The following is a 21,274-nucleotide window of genomic DNA, read 5'->3' on the forward strand; positions in this document are numbered from 1 at the left end:
GTTCAGGCTTTGCTCTCATTCACCCCTTTGGAGTCCGCCATGTCTCGCAAGACCCCCATCGAGCGCTATCGCAACATCGGTATCTCGGCCCACATCGATGCCGGCAAGACCACCACGACGGAGCGCATCCTGTTCTACACGGGGGTGAACCACAAGATCGGCGAGGTCCATGACGGCGCCGCCACCATGGACTGGATGGAGCAGGAACAGGAGCGCGGCATCACCATTACGTCGGCCGCGACCACCTGCTTCTGGAAGGGCATGGACCTGTCCCTGCCTGAGCACCGCATCAACATCATCGACACCCCGGGGCACGTGGACTTCACCATTGAAGTCGAACGGTCGATGCGGGTGCTGGACGGCGCGGTGATGGTCTATGACTCCGTCGGCGGCGTGCAGCCCCAGTCAGAGACGGTCTGGCGTCAGGCCAACAAGTACAAGGTGCCCCGCCTGGCCTTTGTCAACAAGATGGACCGCGTCGGCGCCGACTTCTTCCGGGTGCGCCAGATGATGGTGGACCGCCTGCGCGCCAACCCCGTGCCGGTCGTGCTGCCCATCGGTGCGGAAGACCAGTTCAAAGGTGTCGTTGACCTGCTGAAGATGAAGGCCATCTATTGGGACGATGCGTCCCAGGGCATGAAGTTCAGCTATGAGGAGATTCCCGCCGAGCTGCGCGCGCAGGCAGAGGAATGGCGCGAGAAGATGGTGGAGGCGGCTGCCGAAGCCGACGAAGACACCATGAACCAGTATCTCGAAACCGGCGAGCTGAGCGAGGACACCATCAAGCAGGCGATCCGCCGTCGCACCATTGCGGGCGAGATCCAGCCCATGCTCTGCGGCACTGCCTTCAAGAACAAGGGCGTTCAGCGCATGCTGGATGCCGTCATTGACTTCATGCCCTCCCCGATCGACATCCCGCCGGTCAACGGCACCGATGACGATGAACACCCGGTCAGCCGCAAGGCCGATGACAACGAGAAGTTCAGCGCCCTCGCCTTCAAGCTGATGACCGACCCCTATGTCGGCCAGCTGACCTTTGTGCGGGTGTATTCCGGCATCCTGAAGTCGGGCGATTCGGTCTACAACCCGACGCGTGGCAAGAAGGAACGCATCGGCCGCATCCTGCAGATGCATGCCAACCAGCGGGAAGAGATCAAGGAGATCCTGGCCGGTGACATTGCGGCCTGCGTCGGGCTGAAGGACGTCACCACCGGCGAGACGCTGTGTGACCCGGAAGCGATCATCACCCTGGAGAAGATGGTCTTCCCCGAGCCGGTGATTTCCCAGGCGGTGGAACCCAGGAGCAAGGCCGATCAGGAAAAGATGGGTCTGGCACTTGGCCGCCTCGCGGCGGAAGATCCCTCCTTCCGCGTGCGCACCGACGAAGAATCCGGCCAGACGATCATCTCCGGCATGGGTGAGCTGCACCTGGAAATCATCGTGGACCGGATGAAGCGCGAATTCAGCGTGGAGGCCAACGTCGGCAAACCGCAGGTGGCCTATCGCGAGACGATCCGCAAAGCCGTGCAGGACGTCGAAGGCAAGTTCGTGCGCCAGTCCGGCGGCAAGGGCCAATATGGCCACGTGGTGCTGACGGTCGAGCCACAGGAAGCCGGCAAGGGCTTTGAGTTCGTCGATGCCATCAAGGGCGGCGTGGTGCCGCGCGAATACATTCCTGCGGTGGAAAAGGGCGTGATCGACACCCTACCCAATGGCGTGCTGGCCGGCTATCCGGTGGTGGACGTCAAGGTGACGCTGACCTTCGGCTCCTATCACGATGTGGACTCAAACGAGAACGCGTTCAAGATGGCCGCGTCCATGGGCTTCAAGGAAGCCTGCCGCCGTGCCAGCCCGGTCATTCTGGAACCGATGATGGCGGTGGAAGTGGAAACGCCAGAGGACTATGCGGGCACGGTGATGGGCGACCTCTCCTCCCGCCGCGGCATGGTCCAGGGCATGGACGACATGGTGGGCGGTGGCAAGATCATCAAGGCGGAAGTGCCGCTGTCCGAGATGTTCGGCTACTCCACCACGCTGCGTTCGGCCACTCAGGGACGCGCCACGTACACGATGGAATTCAAGCATTACGCGGAAGCTCCGAAGAATGTGGCGGACGCCATCGTGACTGCACGGGCGAAGTAATCGATCCATTGCGCTCATTCACGCTCGAGCGTGAATGAATGACTGCGGGGGTGCGTTGGCTTGATGCAACGCACCCCCTTTTTGCTGCTTGCGCATTGCAAACGTGGCACGCATTATTCGCCCCCATTGCTGAAGGCGCCCACGACAGCGCCCGCATGACGGAGATTTTTTATGTCCTCCCTGTTCACCTTCGCGACGATCGGCTGAACACGGTTCCCGAGCCCCGGCTGAACCGTTTCTGATGGGCCTGAGGGCCATTACACGTCATCCCCTGGCCTCATCTGGCGAGGATGACGCATCGCCCCTCCCATCCTGCTGATCTCGCGATCTTCAGACAACGGCTTCAGACCGCGCGGCATGCCTGCCCCGCTGCTGAGTCCTGCTCGGCCCTGCCCTGCCAACGAATCGAGACCCGCCTGCCGGCTCAGATCCGGTTCACGGCATCCGTTCGCGCATGGCGGCCGCTTCCATCAGCCGGGGCGTTTGCAATCGGATTCCGAATGAGTGCACAACTCCGTTCCCGCGCCCTCCAGGAGGGGCGGGTCAAGGCCTTGCGCCGCATGAAACAACCCATGAGCCTGCTGCTCGAAACCAGCCCGGTGGCGCGAGACCCCGTGGCGCGGGCCCTGGGTCAACGTGGCATGCGCGGCGCGGGTGAACACATTCAAAGTCGCGGCGCCCAGCGCCGTGCAGATCGCGTGGCGCTTCAAACGCTGCTGCGCAGGGAGGACTGGGATGAATGATTCCCGTGATTGGCGTCAGCAATTGACGCAGCGACATGAACATCTGCAGAGCGTGGCGATGCAGCTCAAGCAGGAACTCTTTGGCATTGACGACATCATTGACCGCGTCATTGATGCGGTGCGCGCCTGGTATGTGCTGCCGGAACTCGTCACGCGGCCGGTGATCGTCTGCCTCTGGGGCCTGACCGGTACCGGCAAGACGCAACTGGTGCGCAGACTCGCCCAGCTGCTCGGCTTCTACGACCGTTTCCTGGAGGTGCAGATGGACGGTTTTTCCAATGGCGCCAGCTGGCGGTCGGCACAGTCGATCTCGGGCATGCTGACGCAATCGGGCATTCAGGAAGGCGAGCCCGGCATTCTGGCCCTGGACGAATTCCAGCGCTTCCGCACCATCGACGCGCAACGCGGCGAGGTGAAGCTGGAGCGCTTCCAGGACGTCTGGGCCCTGCTGTCCGACGGGCGGCTCCCGCCGTCGTTGACGCTGCTGTCCACCATTGAAACCTCGCTGGCAGAGTCGGCGTATGACGCGGAACGCGCGGGCCCGGTCGACACTGCCTTGCGTTTTCGGCTGAGCAGCTGGGAGGCGCAGGAACTGCGGCGTCTGCTCAAACTCGACGAGCCGCTGATGGAGGTGATGGCCTGGACGCCGGATCAGATCCAGCAGCGCCTGCGTGACTTCCGGGACAGCAGCCAGATGCAGTGGGAGACGGATTACAGCCGTCTGCTCATCTTCGTCTGCGGCAACCTGGACGAGGCCTATCAGGACCTGGCCACCAGCGTGGACGACTGCGACAGCGATGCCGACACCTTCCATGCCTGGACCCGCAAGCTGAACGTCATCGACATGAAGAAGGCGCTCAACAACCGCTTCAAACCGGAGCAGGTGGCGCGGCTTGGCAATGAGCATGTCATCTATCCGTCCTTGTCGCGCAAGGCGTACGAGCAATTGATCCACCTGCATTGCGACCGTTACGCGCAGGAGGCCCAGATCCGTTGCGGCCTGCACTTCGACATCGACGCGAGCGTGCGTCAGCAGATCTACGCCAATGGGGTGTTCCCGGCGCAGGGCACCCGTCCGCTGTTTTCATCGCTGCATGCGATTGTGGGCTCCGGACTGGCTCAGGCGGCGCTCTGGGCGCTGGCGCAGGGCGCGGACCGCGGCGACAGCATCGGTCTGACCGCCGACAGCAGACAGTTGCTGGCGCATTGGCGGGGGCAGACCCACGCGATTGCCGCACCATTCGAGATCACACGGCTGCGGCAACGCAACAATGCGGACTTCCGGGCGCTGCTGGCTGTGCATGAAGCGGGACATGGCCTCGTGCATGCGCTGCTGTTCGGGCGGGCGCCGCGTGAGATCAAGATCCACGTGGCCAGCTTCGAAGGCGGCTACAACAGCTACAGCGGGCGCAAGGTCTGGAGCCGGGGCAACATGCTCGACGGGCTGTGCACCAGCCTCGCGGGCCGTGCAGCGGAGCATCTCGTCTTCGGACCGGCGCTGGCCTCCAGCGGTTCGGAAAGCGACTTGCGCAAGGCCACAGAGTCGGCCGCGCGCATGTGGCGGCATCTCGGTTTCGGCGATCGCATCGCGCGCACCGATGTCGTGGAAGACAGCGAGGTGAACCTCTGCACCGACGTCACCCCCAGCAATGAAGCGATTGAATCGCTCCTGCAGACACAGCATGTGCGGGCGATGGCGCTGCTGAATCAGCATCGGGCGCTGCTGCTGTCGCTGGTGGATGAACTGCTGGCGGTGGGAGAAGTCACGCCGGATCGGTTTGTGGCGGTCACCGGACTGACGCTGGAAATGGCGGAGGATGCGCTGGACCCGTATGCACGGCAGCTGGCGGCTTTTCGTGAGGGTGCGGCGGAGCGGCGCCGGGCTTGATCCGGGCCTGAGCGTCAGGGGTGGAGGGTCAGTCTGGGCGCTATCCAAACTGCCATTCGTCATGGTCGAGAAAACCAGCATGGCCTTCACCGGCCTGCTGGGTATTCTCTCGAGCATCCTTCAGACCGCGCTGCTCAAGCGCCTTGCCTGACCATGACCACCCCTTCGCTGTCCCGTCTGTTCTCTCGCACGCCCGCCTCTGCGGGCGTGTCTGCTTTGATGGCGCCGCCCGCTGCCGCTGCTGTCGGCCTGGTCACACTGTGCGCTGCCGCACTCGGCATGACCCAGGTGCATGCAGCGACCGAGACGCCCCCGCCGGCGGCGATGGCCGCTTCGGATGCCGCGTCGGCCGCGGCCGGTGCATCCGCCACATCCACCAAATGGAATGTGAATGCGCCCCCTGGGGAGAAGCGCACGGCGCAACTGGATGTGCACACCGGCACCTGGATGTCGGTGGACGTCAGTCCGGACGGTCGGCAGGTGGTGTTCGACCTGCTGGGCGACCTCTATCTGATGCCCATCGGCGGCGGAGAAGCCAAGGCCCTCACCCACTCCATGGCGTGGGAGATGCAGCCCCGCTTCTCGCCGGATGGGAAGCAGATTGCGTTTGTCTCCGATGCCGGCGGCGGCGACAACATCTGGGTGATGAATGTGGACGGCAGCCAGGCGCGGGCCATCTCGACCGAGGACTATCGACTGCTCAACAACCCGGTGTGGCACCCGAGCGGCAAATACCTGCTGGCACGCAAGCATTTCACCGGCACCCGCTCGCTGGGGAGCGGTGAGATCTGGATGTATTCGCTGGAGGGCGGCAAAGGGCAGCAGCTCAATGAGAAGCCGAACTGGCAGAAAGACCTGGGCGAGCCCGCTGTGTCGCCGGATGGCAAATTCTTCTACTACTCCCAGGACAGCACGCCTGGCCGTTCCTTCGAATACAACAAGGACAGCAATGGCGAGATCTTCCGCATCTACCGCCAGAACCTGACGGACGGCAGCAACGAGGCGTTTGTCACCGGTCCCGGCGGCGCGATTCGACCGACGCCGTCGCCGGATGGCCGCTATCTGGCCTTCATCCGCCGTCTGCGCACCGATGCTGGCAGCCAGACCACCCTCTTCCTGAAGGATCTCAAGACCGGCCGCGAAACGCCGGCCTGGACAGGCCTGGAGCGGGATCTGCAGGAAGCCTGGTCGGTGCATGGGGTGTATCCCGGCATTGCCTGGACGCCCGACAGCAAGCAGGTCGTGGCCTGGGCACAAGGCAAGCTCTGGCGTATTGATCCCTTTCAGTCGACGGCTGCCGAGATTCCTTTCCATGTGAAGGATGAACGCGAGATCCGCCCGGCGGTGCGATTTGCACAGGAGGTGGCGCCGGATCGTTTTGACTCACGCATGCTGCGCTGGGTACGGGTGTCGCCGGACGGCAAGCGAGCCGTTTATTCCGCGGCGGGCTACCTCTATCAGAACGAACTCAAGGATGGCCAACCGGTGGGAGACGCCCGCCGTCTGACACAGCAGACCGATCGGTTTGAATACTTCCCGAGCTTCTCGCGCGACGGACGGGAACTGGTCTTTGTGAGCTGGAATGACGCCGAGCAGGCGCGGGTGCGCAAGCTGGATCTGGCGTCGGGCCGCGAGACGGTCATCACGCCGGAGGCCGGCAAATACCTCTATCCAGTGTTCTCGCCGGATGGGAAGATGGTGGCTTACCGAAAGGCACGCGGGGGCTACCTCACGTCGCCATGGAACGGGATGGAACCCGGCGTCTATGTCGCCCATGCGGATGGCAAGGGCGAGCCACGTCGGGTGACGAAGGATGGCGACACACCGCAGTTTGGCGCCGACGGCAATACCCTGTATGTGACGCGGACGCAGCAAACCAGCGAAGTGGATTCATTGCATCAGCTGGTGCGTCTGACGCTGGACAGCCGCGAAGAAGCAGTCGTGGCCAAAAGCGACTTTGCCACCACCTTCACCGTGTCGCCGGACGGGCAATACCTGGGCTTCAATGAACGCTTCCACACCTATGTGATGCCGCTGGCGCCCAGCGGCAAACCGCTGACGGTGGGCCCGAAGGCGGACGCCATGCCGGTGACGAAGCTAGACGTCAATGCGGGGGATGATCTGCAATGGTCGTCGGACAGCCGCTCCCTGCATTACGCGCTGGGGAATGAACTGTTCACGGTGTCGCTGGCCGATGCGACCCGCCCGGGATTCAAGCCGCAGGCGCATGGCCGCAGGATCGGCCCGACGCTGGTGGCCGACAAGCCGCAGGGCCGTTACGCCATCGTAGGCGCGCGTCTGGTGACGATGAAGGCCAGCCAGCCGGATCAGGTGATCGAAGACGGCGTGGTGCTGGTGGAGAACGACCGCATCAAGGCGATTGGCAGCCGGGCCGAGGTGACGATTCCTGCAGGCACGCAGACTTTGCAGGCCGCGGGCAAGACGATCATTCCGGGTCTGATCGATGTGCACTGGCACGGCACGATGGCCGAGACGGAGATCATTCCGCAGCAGAGCTGGGTCAACTATGCGTCGCTGGCCTTTGGGTTGACGACGCTGCATGACCCGTCCAACCGCACCAGTGACATCTTCACCCAGGCTGAGATGCAGCGCACCGGGCGTGTGGTGGGGCCGCGCATCTTCTCCACCGGCACGGTGCTGTATGGGGCAAAGGCGGATTTCTCTGCGGTCATCAACAGCCTGGACGACGCCAAAACCCATCTCAATCGATTGAAGGCGGCGGGCGCATTCAGCGTCAAGAGCTACAACCAGCCCCGCCGGGATCAACGCCAGCAGGTGCTGGAAGCGGCGCGCGAGACGCAGATGATGGTGGTGCCGGAAGGCGGAAGCCTCTATCAGATGAACATGAGCATGGTGGTGGACGGCCACACCGGTGTGGAACATGCGCTGCCGGTGCCCAAGGTGTATGAAGACGTCAAGCAGCTGTGGCCGCAGACGCAGGTGGGCTACACCCCGACGCTGAACGTGGCGTACGGAGGGCTGGATGGGGAGCACTACTGGTATGCCCGCACGGATGTGTGGCGCCATCCGATCCTGAGCAAGTTCGTGCCCAAGAGCGTGCTGGAGCCTCGCAGCGTGCGCCGTGAGACGGCGCCGGAGGAGGACTTCAACGTCATCCAGGTGGCGAAGACAGCGACCGAATTGCAGCGTGCCGGGGTGGCGGTGAACATCGGCGCCCATGGACAGCGAGAAGGGCTGGGAGCGCATTGGGAGCTGTGGATGCTGGGTCTGGGCGGCATGACGCCGCTGGAGGCGCTGCGCAGTGCAACCTTGAATCCGGCTCGCTATCTGGGGCTGGACAAGGACATCGGGTCGCTGGAAGCCGGGAAACTGGCGGATCTGGTGATTCTGGATGGGGATGTGCTCAAGGACATCCGCCAGAGTGACCGGATCAGCAAGGTGATGCTGGGAGGGCGGCTGTATGACGTGCCGACGATGAATGAGGTGTGGCCGCGCCAGAAGGCGCGCAAGCCGTTCTTCTTCGATGGCCGGGATGCCGCCGCGCCGGTGGATGCCGAGGCTGCAGGGGTGCAGCATGGGCATGGACATGAGGATTGAGGGAGCGCCCGGGGAGAGCCGGGATCTCAGCGACTAAAAAAGCGCCGCAAGGCGCTTTTTTTGTTTCACCGTCGCTGGAAAATTTGCCTATGGAATAAATGCCGGGCCGGCAACAAGGCGCTCTTTAGCTACAGATCCAGCAACGGCCCGTTTAAAGATTCCTTGTTGCCAATTCCGGAATTAAATATACGCCGGATAGACGAGAGTTTCGTTGCCAGGGTCACATGCCTGTCAATTCATCAACTTCGAACGACAGGCGAGCCAGGAGTTCCCGCCAGTCGTACCTGCAGTCATTCAAGTCAGTCGCACGGAGCCAGACAACTCCACTCCTGCTAACGTCTGGAGTTAGGGTTGGCAATTTGGAAAATGTGCGAGAGCTTCCGCTTTCCGCAAAAATGGCACCAACGAAGCTTGGTGGCTGCCTCGATTTGAGTCCAGGCATACGGCGCCCAGGCTCAATCGGCACCGCCCAGTCATCATTTTCCCCAAACTAATCTTGCTTATCAAAAATTGGTGCCCACAGTAATTTTCGGGCAAGTTCTCGCGCGTCATTCTCGGAGTCCAAACAGCACACCTCAAACTCATCATTGCACAACATTTCCTTCCAAGAAAAATCGGTTTGCGAGAATGCATCGCGCAACTCAAGCTCCAGCTCTTTAATTTTTTGACCATTACCAAAAGATCGCTGATATAAACGAATTGAGGCTTCCTGACCGAGCCCATCCTCAGCGTTGAAAATCGTGCGCAATATTTGCTTCAGCAAGGGATATTTCTTCATCTGTGTTTTCGCTTCAATGAGGCACCGGATAGACGGTAATGGTCTCCCAGACGCCTTTATTCGGGTTAAATTCATAGATACCCTGAGCACTCTTCAGTCCATCCACACGCTGCAATGGCCCCGACGCCGCCGCATTGGCGGTCATATTACCTGTCCCACCCAATCGGGCATAGCCATAGCCAACATTCTTTCCTAGATCGCCTACGTCTTGCGTTTCAACTCGAACTACCGTTTGCCCGGGCTGCCGCGCAATAGCTCTTGCCAAAGCCCCCCCACTTCGAATTGCTTGATCCGTTTCAATCAACAAGTCATCCGAATAGAAGGCTGACGCAAGTTTTGGAATCGGCCCGGCACTTCCATCAGGTTTGATGCCGGTACGAGCACGAACGATGAGTTGGTCATCTGTTACAGCGCCGCCGTGTACAGCCAATGCATGAGAATCCGGATGGCTCGTCAATGAATCCCAGTTAGTGGGTTTCGTCGGACCAACTAACTCGTACCTTTCGCTCGCAGCGGGTTCCGGTTGCGAGTTGCCACCACTGCAGCATGGTGCATTGTGCGCCCATACGCGAAGTATTCCGACATGGTACGTGTGATGCTCTTGAATCTCGACATTAAAAACATCCGCACTCCGCTCCGCAGCGGATTGGCTGCGAACGATTAGTTCGGCCCCCAACATATCAACCAGCCGCATGCCGGGAGTCAGTGATGCAGCACGCACCCACTGCGACTCACGCATTCCCGAAGCGTCCTCTCCCGCATCTTCGGGCCTCGCAACCACCCAGAACGGATGCTCCGCCGTGGTGTGCAACGTCTCTGTGTTGCCAAGAACATCTTCAATCACTACCTCATAGATCGGCTGATCCTTCGTGGCAACCGTCGCCACGACGGGTCGAACACCTGCCTCGCCTGTATGCTCATGTCGCGACAGCACCAGCTCGCCGCCGACAAACTTTTCAATCGGCTTGGGTCCGTCAACTGTGTGAATCAACGTCCCGGCTACAAAGCACTGCGGCGGATTTGCGCAGGATGCCCCCGCCTCGGTTGTCTCCTTGCCCGCGGCCTGAGTGCTGGCTTCACTGTCGGCACCGGATCCCTTAGCCGTGGAGGGGTTAATCGCGGACCTATCCGGCGATTCAGTCTTGGGCAGTTCGGGCTCCTGGACAGAAACCTTGCTACTGACCTCAACCGGCACCGGTGTCTCGGCGTGCACCGCTGTATTGGAGGTGCCCGGCTTCGTTGTCGAAGAGGCGGGGGGCTCCTTGATTGGTTTTCTGGGCGCTTTGGAATCGGGTAAGGCCAGAGATCCAAGTACGTCAATCGCGGTTGAAAGACGCCGGCGCTCCAGTTCCGCTGCCTCGTCACCAGAGAGCAATCCGGCTTTGGCGAGTGCGGCAGGGCTCACGTAGGTGGCGCTCACTTCTTCATTGGCGCGGTAGGCCAGGATCTCCAGCGCTGTGCGGATCTTGTCGTCAACTTGTTTGATGTTGTTGCTCGACTCAGCGAGAAACTTCATCTGCCCTTTGCCGTCGGGATTCGCTTGCAGCTCCTCGAGATCGGTGCTTGCCTCCTTCAGCTTGGCACGGCAGTCTTCTTTCGATCCATTCAGGCAGGCGTCGAGCGCCGCGTTGTTCGCCTCTTTACTGATCTCAGTCCAACGCTTGTTGACCTCATCCCTGCAAGCAGAAGTCTTGCAGGCCGCCAGTTCAGCCTTCTTCTGCAGCACCTGGGCATGCTTCAAATAATTGTTGGTCACTTCGTTGAATGCAGTGACCCCGCCCGCAGCGCCCCCACCCACCGCAGCCCCCACCGCCGTACTCGCCAAGGCTGTCAGGCTCTTGGCCAGATCCCCTTGCACGCCAGCGTTCTTGAGCGCATCGGCCACCGCCGGCGCGGTCAGCGTGCCCGCCGCTGCACCTGCAGCGCCACTCATATTGCCGGTGAGACCTCCAATGACCGTATGCGCGGCCAGACGCAGCACGCCGTGGTCGCCCCAGTCGCGCTCGATCGCCGCAGCCTGCTTCTCAAGCTCTGCCTTCTTGCCCGGATCGCTCTCCTCTTGCGCCTTGGTCAGCAGCGCCTTCGCCTCGTTCATCTGCGTCTGCGCAAAGTCGCCGACCTGCTGGGAAGCCTCCTTCCCGAACGTCTGCGTGATGGCCACCTGCGCCGCCAGATCCTGCTGGACCTTGCTCTTGTCGAAGATCTGCTTGATCCCGGTCTCGACATCCCCAGTGCGTGCTGAGGTATTTCCGGCCACCCCGCTGATACCGGCCTGCGTCACGCTGCTGTCGCTGCCACTGGAATACCCAAAGCCCGCCGAGTTCCCCGGTGCGCCGCCCGGCTTCACCTCGGTCAACTGGTAGGAGCCGTCGGTCGGTTTGGGCGCTTCGCCTCCCTTCTTGCCGCCCTCCTCCTTCTTGCCGAAACCCACCGAGACGTTGTAACTGGAGCCTTTGTAGTCCGCCTTGTTTTGGATGTCGCTCAACGTGAGCGAGCCCGAATCGAGGCTGTTGACCCCGGTCACCACCGCCGCTTGCGTGCTGGTGATGGCGCCGCCCTGGAGGTCGGTGTGGCCCTTGACCTCCACCTGGAAGCCGCCATCCCCGGCGCGGATGCCGCTTTGCTCGGTGACGCTGGCGTAATCACTCTTGATCTTGCTCTGCCCACCACTGACGCTGCCGCTGAAGCCTGCACCAATCGTGGCACTGCCGCCCACCTGCATGCTCTCGCTCTTGAACTTGCTGGTGTCCTGCAGGCTCTCGATGCTGAGGTTGCCGCCGGCTGCGACCTTCACCTGGTCGCCGCTGACCACCGCCCCCTTGAGCGTGGTGTCCCCGCCCGATTTGATGCTGACCTGCTGACCCTCTAGACGCGTGTTGCGCTGGATGACGTCTTCGCCGTCGGACTTGCCACGCGCCTGGCTGGCGCTGGCGGTAATGCCGATGGACGCTCCGCTGGAGCCCACCCCCATCGCCACGCCTACTGCGGCGCTGCTGGAGGAGTTGCTGCTCTTTTGCCGGACACGGTCCTGCGCCGAGACCAGCGACACATCGCCTTCAGCCTTCAGAGCTAGTCGCTGCGCGGCGGCAAGGTCGGAGCCCTGGATGTGGATGCCGCTGTCCGCGCCTGCCCCCTGCGCCGTCAGGCGGATGTCGCCGCCGGCGGTGATCTCGCTGCCCTGGTGGGTGGTCGTGGTCGTCTCGGTGCGGCTCGTGGATTGGCTCGAGCCCACCGTGATGCTGATGGACAGGCCGCCTGCGGCCTTGGGGTCGGCCTGCAGGGCCTGCACCGCTTCCTTGGCCTTGATGGCGGTGGAGGCGGCGCCCAGCGCTTGCATCCGCGCATCGCTGACCTTGCCGATGTTGTCCGCCATGTCCATGGTGGACGTCATCGCACTGATCACGGGCGCACTCACCGAAACGGACAAACCACTCTGGCGGAAGGAGGTCGTCTGAACGTCCTGGCCCTCCTGTGCCGCCGCCGTGACCGAGATCCGCTGAGCCAGCACGTCCACATCGCCCTTGGGCGTTTGCAAGAGGGAGCCGACTTGCGAATAGTTGCGGCCCGCAATGATGGACACATCCCCACCCACGCTGCCCACGGTGGACGCCACCACTGTTTGCGTGATGGCGTCCTGCCCGCTGCGCTGGTCCCGCGTGCCGATGCTGAAGCCGGCGCCCGCGCCCGTCAGGCCCTTGGTGACGACTTGGCGTTCAGAGTGGCTCTGGCGGGTGTCCAGTGCGTTCTCAAGCGTGACGTCCCGGCCGGCCTGCAAGGCGGTCGCGTTGTCGGACACCACATTGGATCCCTGAACCCGAATGTCCTGCCCCGCCGTGACCGCCACCGTGTCGCCAGAGATGGTTGTGCCGGTAGCGCTGGTGCGCTCCAGCTGCGTCTTGGTGGTGGTCGTGGTGGAGTTCAGGAAGCCCTTGACCTTGTGCTTGGACGCTTCATCCAGTGACTCGGTCGATTGCCCCGCCAGCAATTGCACATCCCGCTCGGCATTCAGTTGCACTGCCGATGCGCTGTTGACCGAAGCCCCCTGCGCCGTCAGGTCCTGACCGGCGCTGAGCAGCACCTTGCCCCTGGCCTCCACGGACGTGCCCACCTGCTGGCTGTTGCCCTGGTAGAGGTGGTTGTTCGCGTCGAAGGTGGCGCGGTCGCTGCTGGCAGTCTGGACGGTGGTGAGCTTGAGATCACGCCCCGCCTGCACGAGGATGCCTCCTTCAGCAAAGGGGCTGCCTCGACCCGCATCGCTGGCCATCCCCCCTCGCGTGCCTGGTCCTGCCGGAACGACTGGCACGCCCTGGACTCCTCCGCTGGAGCGAAGGGCCTCAACGCCTTGAGCGCCCAGTAGCGCCGCCTGGCCCGGCAGGCCCGGAAGGCCGGTCTGGCGAATCCTCGCCGCCTCCAGCACCACGTCCTGCCCCGCCTGCAGCACCATCACCCCGCCCGCGGTCAGGCTGGCCACCCGGTCCAGCACCGTCCGCTGGCTGGTGGCCGTGGTGCCACTTGCCGTGGTGGTGCTCACCACCAGATCCCGGCCCGCCTTCAGGCTCATCGAGTCGGTCGCGGTGAGGGACCCGCCCAGATTGCGCAGGTCCTGCGCTGCGCTCAACGCCAGTGGCGTGCCGCGCATGCTGCCGCTGTGGACGATGTTCTGCGCCGTGGCCCGCAGGCCCTCGGACGCCCGCAGGTCGCCGCTGTTGTTCAGGTCCCCGCTCATTGCAATGTCCACCCGGTTGCCTGCAATCAGCGCCCCGCTGGCCTGCAGATCGCCGTCACGCGGCATCAGGTACACCTGCGGCACCAGCACCCGCTGCGTGCTGCCATCGGCCAGCGTCACCGACTGCTCCACCAGCCACACGAGGTCGGTGGTCAGCTGCGACATCTGCTCGGCCGTCAGCGCCACGCCCGGCCGGAGCTGATGGGCCGACGCAAAGCTGGCGCCATTCGTCAGCAGGTCGCGGTACATGGCCTCGTCGCTGGCGTAGCCCTGCAGGAAGCTCGAGCCGGTGAGCTGGCCGACCTGCTCGCGCACCAGGCGCTGCTCATAAAAGCCATCACCCAGCCGCTTTTGCACCGTCGCTGGGTCCACCGCCAGGGCCTGGAGCAGGTAGTCGCTGGACAGCCAGTTGCGGTAGTTGGCATAGCGCGGATCGGTCTCGACGAGGTAGCCGCTGCGGGTGTCCGTACGCAGTTTGAAGAGGCTGTTGGTCGGCAGGCTCAGGGACACCGCCACGGCACGCAGCCGTCCGCTGGCATCAAAGCCTTGCACCGTCGCTGCAGGCCGCAGGGACGTGCTCAAGCCCTCCGGTGCCCGGCGAACCATCGTGATGGCGCGGCGTGCCTGGGCTTCTTCGCCCCGGTCCACATCTTGACGCGACGCACCCACGAGATGGCCCAGCGGGCCGTGGTCGCTGGCACGCACGGCGGCGGCCTGGCCCAGGCTCTGCCCCTGCGCGCCACCGGTCCCCGTCACCGCGCCGGCTTGCTGGCGGCCGCCCGGGGCCGCTGCCGCCCCCGCGCCGGCTGCACCCAGCTCCGGCAGGGTCAGCACCACCGTGCCATTGATCACCGCGTCGGTGGTGGTGTAGTCGTAGCCGGTATTGGGATCGCTGGAGCCTGCGTTGTAGGTTCGGTAGACATCCACATGCTCAGAACCGCTCACTGCCACCTGCGTGCTGCGGTTGTCGATGGAGGCCGACCGGATGTCCAACCCATCGCGGCCGATGATGCGGCTCATGTCATTGACGATGCGCCCGCCTTCCACGCTGAGCGTGCCGCCCACGATGATCTGCCCCGCCGCGCTTTGCGTGACCTTGGCACTTTCAGAGGTGCGGCTGTAGCTGAACGCAGTGAAGTCGCCCACCAGGCGGCTGTTGGCATCCGCAAAGAACACGGCCACGGCGGCGTCCAGCGCGTTGTCGTCCCCCGGGGTCACTCCGAAGTCCGACCAGATGCGGTCCGATGCCGGGTAATGCGCGCCCGGCACCGTGACGTCATGGTCCATCCCGTCGTTGTCCTGGTAGGTGTAGACATGATCGGCACTGAGCCGCCAGGTGAACCATCGAGCGGCAGAGCCCGCCACATCGCCGCCCAGGCCGCCCAGGTAGCGCCCGAAGATCTCGTTCGGGTAGCGCTCGGACGGCAACAGCATCTTGCGGTGGTAGGTGTTCTGAGACCAATTGGAGGTCTGCGGGTGGAACTTCCAGACGAATGGTTCCAAGGAGCCTTGGGCATCGCTGCCCCAGCGACTGGACCATTCTTCGCCGGTGAATTCCATCGCCGCCAGCACGCGGATCTGCTCCGGCGTGTAGCGCACCGTGCTGCCCGGCGCCTGGAACTCCCAGCCGGTGGTGGTGGCGCCAGCCACTGTCTGCCATTTCAGGTAGGGGTTCAGGTTATGGATGTCGGCGGACTTCAGCGTCAGGTTGCCGCGCGCCTCGATGGTCGCTCCGCTGTTCATCAGCTGGCCGGTGGTCAGGCGCATGTCGCCGCCGCTGCTGATGAAGGCCTTGCTGGCCAGCACCTGCGGGGCGTTCGGGTCCTGCGGCAGCGCCTCGGCGCCGTCGTGGATGCTGCGGTTGTGGATGGCGCCGCTCACATCCATCTGCAGGATCCGGGTGGCCTCCAGCGTGGCGTTGGTGTTGTCGACGCTGGCAGCCGTCAGGCGCAGATCGCCGTCGGCGAAGACGAGGGCATCGGCGCTGTTGCTGACCGCCCCGCTCATGTGGATGGTGAGGTCGCCGCGTGACGCGATGACCGCCGCCTGGCCGTTCTCGGCACCGTTGGTGAGTTGCCCGCCGGCGAGCGTCAGGTCGCTGCCGTAGATGCGGCCGGTGCCCAGGTTGTTGAGCTGATCGGCGGCGACCGTCACCCGCTCGCCATCGATGAGGCCGCGATTGGTGATCGCTTGCGTGACGGTGAGGCGGGTCTCCGCGCCGCTGAGTTCGCCGGAGGCGCGGTTGTCGATGTCGCGCGCCTGGATGTCCAGTGCACCGCCGGCCCGCAAAACGCCTTCGTTGATGAAGTTGCCGCCCAGCGTCAGGCCGATGTCACCACGGGCCTGCAGCAAGGTGCCCGTGCCGTAGGTCAGGTCACCGCCTAGCGTCAGGCTGAGCGAGCCGCCGCTGGAAAATTCCCCGCCGCCGCCGCCAGTGCCGGTGCCACTGTCGCCAATGCTGCCATTGCCGCCGTTGCTGCTGTCATTCAGGCTGGCCGCGCTGACAGTCAGGCCGGTGCCGCCCCAAACCCTGCCGCTGGCGTTGGTCAGCCGCAGCACCGAGCTGCGTGCTTCGGGACGGCCGTCCCCCAGCACGGTCCTGCCCAGCCCACTGAGTACACCCCCGCTGTTGTCCAGAGACTCGGTGGCCGTGATGCGGAGGTCTGTGTTGGCGAGGAACTGACCGGCGCGGTTGTCCACCTGAGACGCTGAGACCGTTACCGTCCCTCCCTGGATGCCCTCGTTGGCAGCTTGTGAATGCCAATCGGCATCCTGCAAGCCCTGGCTTCCGGCTTGTGAGTTCTGCCGGGTGGCTGGTATGGGGTGGCCGCTCTCCGACGTATCGCGGTTGTCCAGCAAGCCGCTCGCACGCAGGTCCAAGGTGTGGCCGCCGTAGATCAGGCCACCCTGGTTCAGGATGTCTCCCGCAGTAACGTTGGTGCTCTGCAGACCCACCAGTTGGCCGGCGCTGTTGTCCAGCGTGCCTGCGAGGTGCAGCGCCAGCGTCTGGCCGGACACCGCCTGGCGATTCGTAAGCGATGCCGCGTTCAGCGTGACCGCTGCGCCGCCGATGCCTGCGCTGTTCTCCACCGCGCCTGCGTCAACCTGCATCGTCCCCTGGGACCGCAGTCCGGTGGGTGTGAGCACAGACGCATCCAGCGTATTGGTCAGTGCCGCACCGCCGGTCTGGAGGGTGAGCGTCTGGCTCGACTGCAGCAGACCGCCGAAGTTGTCCAGGGCGCCGCTGCGCACCGTCATCGCTTCGCTGGACAGCACCTTGCCGGCGCGGTTGTTGAACGCCTGTCCTTGCGTCTCCACAAACACAGTGGTGCCGGACAGTTCTCCGCGAGCATTGGTCAGGCCCGAGGTCTGGACCGTGAGCGCGCCGGTCGCCAGCACAGACCCCTGGGTGTTGTCGAGCAGTCCCGCCGTGGCGAGCGATACCGCCCCACCACCGCTGGCGATCCGTCCCTGCTGGTTGTCCAGCATGCCCGCGGTCAACCCCAACGCCTGCTGCGCCAGCAGGCTGCCCTGGGCATTGAGCACCCCTTCGGTGGTGTGGACGGTCATCGCGCCGCTGCTGCCCGCCCAGCCGCCGCGGTTGTCGAGACGGCTCACCGTCAGCAGCATGTCCGCGCCACTACGCAGCCGTCCGCCCTGGTTGTCGAGCCCATCCACACCCACCAGCCCGGACGATCCGTTCAGACCCGTCGTGTGAATCTCCAGAACGCTTCCGGACTGCATCAGCCCGCCTGCAGCATTGCTCACCCGTCCAGCGTCTATGGTCAAAGCGCTGCCGGCCGCCAGCGTGCCGCCCTGGTTGCTCAGCGCACCGGTCACGTCCAGGCGCGTGGCCTGCCCGCTGACCATCTGGCCGCCGTCATGGGTCAGATGCTCCGCCTGGATGTGAACGGCGTCGGCCTGAGTGGTGGCACCCGCGAGCGTCAGGGCCCCGTTCACCGTCCAGTCCAGCGAGCCGACCGCCAGCACCTGCCCTTGTGCACCATTCCAGGTGTTTGCGTACAGTGTCAGATCGCCACCCGCCTGGGCCAGGCGACCGGCGGTGTTGTTGACCGTCGCTGCGCTGAGGGTCCACGTGCGGCCCGTGGATTCGATGATGCCGTTCTGATTGTTGAGGTCGCGGGACAGCGTCGAGACGAGCGCACCGTCAGCCGCCGTCTGGGTGACACGCCCGCCCGCATTGATCCAGTCCCGAGCGGCCAGTTGCATCTGCCCGGCGCTGATGAGCGCGCGGGAGGTGATGAGGTCCTGCCCGGCGCTCAGCGACAAGCCGTTGGCCGCCACCGTGGAACCGTCCAGCGACAGGTCGCCCTCAGTCGCCCGCAGATTCACCGTGCGGGACTGCAGTTGCGCTCCCTGCAGTTGCAGCGATGCCCCCGTCGCCGACAGCTCACCCACGGAGGTCATGGCGCCGCTGAACTCCAACTGCTGACGCGCAGTGACGTTCAGCGTGCCTTGTGCCGCCAGCGTGTTGTCCCCGCGCAGCCCGGCGGCCAATCCGCCACCGCCAGTCAAGCGATCGGTGCTGACGGTCAGATCGCTTTGCGCCGCCACGGTCCCTGGGTTGATCAGATGACCCGCGCGAATGGCTGCCGCGCCATACGCGTAAATGCTCCCCGTATTGTTGAAGTCCCCGGTGACATCGACATCCACCGCCCCACTGCTCTGCAGGGCTCCCGCATTGGACAACGCGGCAGCCTGCAGGGTCAGCCCGCCCTGCACTGGCTGCACCGCCTGCGGATCAGTCGTTGCTTGCCCTTCGCCTGCTGGTCTCAACGTGCCATCGGCGCGCAAGCCGGCCGCGATCAGTCCGGACGCGAACACCTGCCCTGCTCGCACCTGCAGTGCACCGCCCGCCCCCAGCACCCCGGCGGTTTGCAGCAGGCCCGCTGTGAAGGTCGCCTGGCCCCGGGCATAGACGGTTCCGGCGCCTTCCCAACGATTGGCATCCACGGCAAGCGTCGTGGCTTCCAGGCGCCCGTCGCCGTGCTGCCATGCGGCGGCATCCACCGTTGCCGTCTGAGTCGCGGAAATCAGTCCGCCGGCATTGAGCACCTGCGCTGCGGTCAATGCGACATCCGCCGCACCGAGTTGTCCGCCTGAGTTGTCCAGCAGCGTCGGACGCTGCACAGCACCGATGGTGAGCGTCTGATTGGCCAGCAGTACGCCGGCCTGATTGTTCAGGCTCTGGCCGTCCAAGCTCAGGTTTCCGACCGACGACAGCAGGCCTGCCCGGTTATCGATCACCGCGCCCTGGAGCGTCAACGAGCTGCTGTTCGATTCGATGCGGCCGAGCCGGTTGTCCAACGCGCCAAGGCTCACGATGCGCGACGCCTCCGTCCCCGACACCTGCGTACGGCCACCCTGATGGGAGAGTTGTCCGGTGATCCAGTCCACCGACGGGGCCATCACTTCGGCCCGGTCCAGCGATGCAGTTCCGGCGACCAGAGCGAAGCGCCCGCCCGTCATCAATTGGGCGCCGCTGAGATCCAGCACAGCAGCCTTCGCCTGCACTGTTGCAGCATCGATCGCATCCGGCCGGTGACCGACCATTGGGATGGCGCTGCGCAGTGAAAGGCTGCCAGTGCCGTAATGCTCGAAGCGGGCATCGCGCGCGCTGATCGATGCTGCACTCACGCTCAGGTCACTGGCATGGGTGGCAATACGTGCACCATCGGCTGTGAGCGCGCCGTCCAGGCCCAGGGTCAGGGCCCGGGAGCCCATCTGCAGAAACTCGCCGCCAGAAAGGTCCGCTTGATGGGCCGACAAGCGAAGGGTGTCCGCCATGAGGGACGCTCGGCTCGCGGAGAGCCGATCCCCCGCAGCCATTTCAAGCCCGCCGGAAGCGGACAGTGCAGCCCCGTCCGCCCGGACGTCGCCGCCGGTCACCTGCACAGTGGTGGCCTGCGCCTGGCTGTTGGACAAGTCGGCCAACGTGCGCGCCGTCACCGACAGGCTGTCGGAAGCCAGCAGCGTGGCGCCCCGTGCGGAGACTTGGTCGCCGGCCACCGCCACGGCGGCGGATCTGGCCTGCGCGCCGATGAGATCCACGGACGGCGCCTGCACGTCGATCAGCGTCGGCGCAAGCAACTGCCCCGACTGCTGCTGAGAGCCGCTGGCGGTCAACGTCAGCGTTGCGGGCCCGTTGCCCACCGTTCCATCGGCCGCCATGCCGGCAGCGGTCACGCTCACAGCAGTCGATTGCAGTTGCGGCGCGGTAACGGCCACACCGCCCTGGGCGGCCATCCAACCGCCATTGCGCACGCCCTGCCCCGAAGACACCTGCAAGGTCGGTGCGCCCGACGCGTCGGCCTGCTGCGCATAGACCGAGCCGGTGTTGTCCAGCCAGCCATCCAGGCGCAGGGTCAGCTGCCCGCCCACCATCTGACCGGCCTGCCGCACCCCCAGGCCGGCCTCAGTGCCGACCAGCGTGATGCGCTGCGCATAGATGCCGCCCAGCGCGGTACTGTCCAGCGCGTACCGGGGCCGGTCGCCGCTGGCAGGCAGCGTCTCCCCCCCGATGGGTTCGCCGTTGGCGCCCATCCCTGAACCTGCGGCAGCCGCGGCAACGGCCGTCTCCGCCGACATCACCTGCGTCCCCGTCTGGATGCGCGCGTTCTTGGCCCAAAACCCGGCATTGAGTTCCACCGCCCGCGACAACAGCGCGGTGTAGTCGGTTGAGCTGCCATCCAGGCCCGCCCCGTCGATGCGGATCAGACCGCCCTGCACGGCAAGGCCACTGACGTTGCCCGCCGCATCCAGGCGCGGCATTCCCGTCGTCAGCGTGGCACTGCTGGCATTGATGAATCCGCCGCCATCCACCTGGATGCCGGCCGGGTTGGCGATGATGACTTCCGCACGCCGGCCCGCCACTTCCACATAGCCATGGAGCTGGCTCGGGGCGCTGCTGTTGACTTCGTTGAGGATGACCCGCGCCTCGCCTCGACCCATCCACGGATTGCCCTGCACCCAGCCGCCGAGCTGCGTGCTCACATCGGTCCGGGAATTGTTCAGGATGACGCCGTCCGGCCCCAGGTCGAACTGGCCGTAGGTGTTGCGTGACACGCCCGCCGTACTGGGCGTCTGGATGTTGACCAGGGGCGTGCCATTCGGCGCCCTCAGCACCGTGGGACGCTGGTTGCCGGGAGCAGACGGATCGGCGACAACACGTGTCTGCCGCACGGCGCCTGCCAGTGTTTGGGTCTGCGCCTTCGCCGCAGCCACCACCGCGGCCAGTCGGCCGGACGCCGCCCACCCGGACGCGGGCGCTCCGGCTGCGACCATCACGGCCGCCACGAGGCCCAGGCCGGCAACCCACGACAACCGTCGCGGTGGCTCACCGTCCGATGCATCGCCGGCTTGCGCCTTTGTGCCTGCGATCTCACGGCGCGCCCGCC

At 64.7% G+C, this 21,274-nt stretch carries 6 protein-coding genes; 4 read left to right on the forward strand and 2 right to left on the reverse strand.

From position 1 onward, the window contains the following. Positions 1 to 39: 39 nt before the first annotated feature. The 4 genes from fusA (at position 40) to FHS28_RS05465 (ending at position 8,352) form a co-directional block, all read left to right on the forward strand. Positions 40 to 2,142: an elongation factor G gene (gene fusA / locus FHS28_RS05450; protein ID WP_088448726.1), complete on the forward strand. Its 2,103-nt coding sequence runs from the start codon at positions 40 to 42 to the stop codon at positions 2,140 to 2,142. A 500-nt stretch (positions 2,143 to 2,642) separates the two neighbouring features. After that, positions 2,643 to 2,885, forward strand: coding sequence for a hypothetical protein (locus FHS28_RS05455; protein WP_088448725.1), 243 nt, complete (start codon positions 2,643 to 2,645; stop codon positions 2,883 to 2,885). Continuing rightward, positions 2,878 to 4,773, forward strand: a complete 1,896-nt coding sequence (locus FHS28_RS05460; protein ID WP_088448724.1) for an AAA family ATPase — start codon at positions 2,878 to 2,880, stop codon at positions 4,771 to 4,773. The genes FHS28_RS05455 and FHS28_RS05460 overlap by 8 nt, the downstream gene beginning before the upstream one ends. A gap of 153 nt (positions 4,774 to 4,926) precedes the next feature. Continuing rightward, positions 4,927 to 8,352, forward strand: coding sequence for an amidohydrolase family protein (locus tag FHS28_RS05465; RefSeq protein ID WP_221193713.1), 3,426 nt, complete (start codon positions 4,927 to 4,929; stop codon positions 8,350 to 8,352). A 490-nt stretch (positions 8,353 to 8,842) separates the two neighbouring features. On the opposite strand, the gene FHS28_RS05470 is transcribed toward FHS28_RS05465, so the two are convergent. Then, positions 8,843 to 9,130 carry a hypothetical protein gene (locus FHS28_RS05470; RefSeq protein WP_088448723.1) on the reverse strand — a complete coding sequence of 96 codons (288 nt, stop codon included), beginning with the start codon at positions 9,128 to 9,130 and terminating at the stop codon, positions 8,843 to 8,845. 13 nt (positions 9,131 to 9,143) lie between these two features. Beyond that, complete coding sequence (locus FHS28_RS05475) at positions 9,144 to 21,161, reverse strand: hemagglutinin repeat-containing protein (RefSeq protein WP_184294192.1); 12,018 nt, start codon at positions 21,159 to 21,161, stop codon at positions 9,144 to 9,146. Between the last annotated feature and the right edge of the window lie 113 nt (positions 21,162 to 21,274).

This window comes from Roseateles terrae (genome assembly GCF_014192155.1).
In the GTDB taxonomy this organism is placed as follows: domain Bacteria; phylum Pseudomonadota; class Gammaproteobacteria; order Burkholderiales; family Burkholderiaceae_C; genus Roseateles; species Roseateles terrae.

Coding starts and splice junctions, on each gene's coding strand:
- FHS28_RS05470 (WP_088448723.1), bottom strand. CDS start 9,130: ATGAAGAAATATCCCTTGCTGAAGCAAATATTGCGCACGATTTTCAAC.
- FHS28_RS05475 (WP_184294192.1), bottom strand. CDS start 21,161: ATGGTCGCAGCCGGAGCGCCCGCGTCCGGGTGGGCGGCGTCCGGCCGA.
- FHS28_RS05455 (WP_088448725.1), top strand. CDS start 2,643: ATGAGTGCACAACTCCGTTCCCGCGCCCTCCAGGAGGGGCGGGTCAAG.
- FHS28_RS05460 (WP_088448724.1), top strand. CDS start 2,878: ATGAATGATTCCCGTGATTGGCGTCAGCAATTGACGCAGCGACATGAA.
- FHS28_RS05465 (WP_221193713.1), top strand. CDS start 4,927: ATGACCACCCCTTCGCTGTCCCGTCTGTTCTCTCGCACGCCCGCCTCT.
- fusA (WP_088448726.1), top strand. CDS start 40: ATGTCTCGCAAGACCCCCATCGAGCGCTATCGCAACATCGGTATCTCG.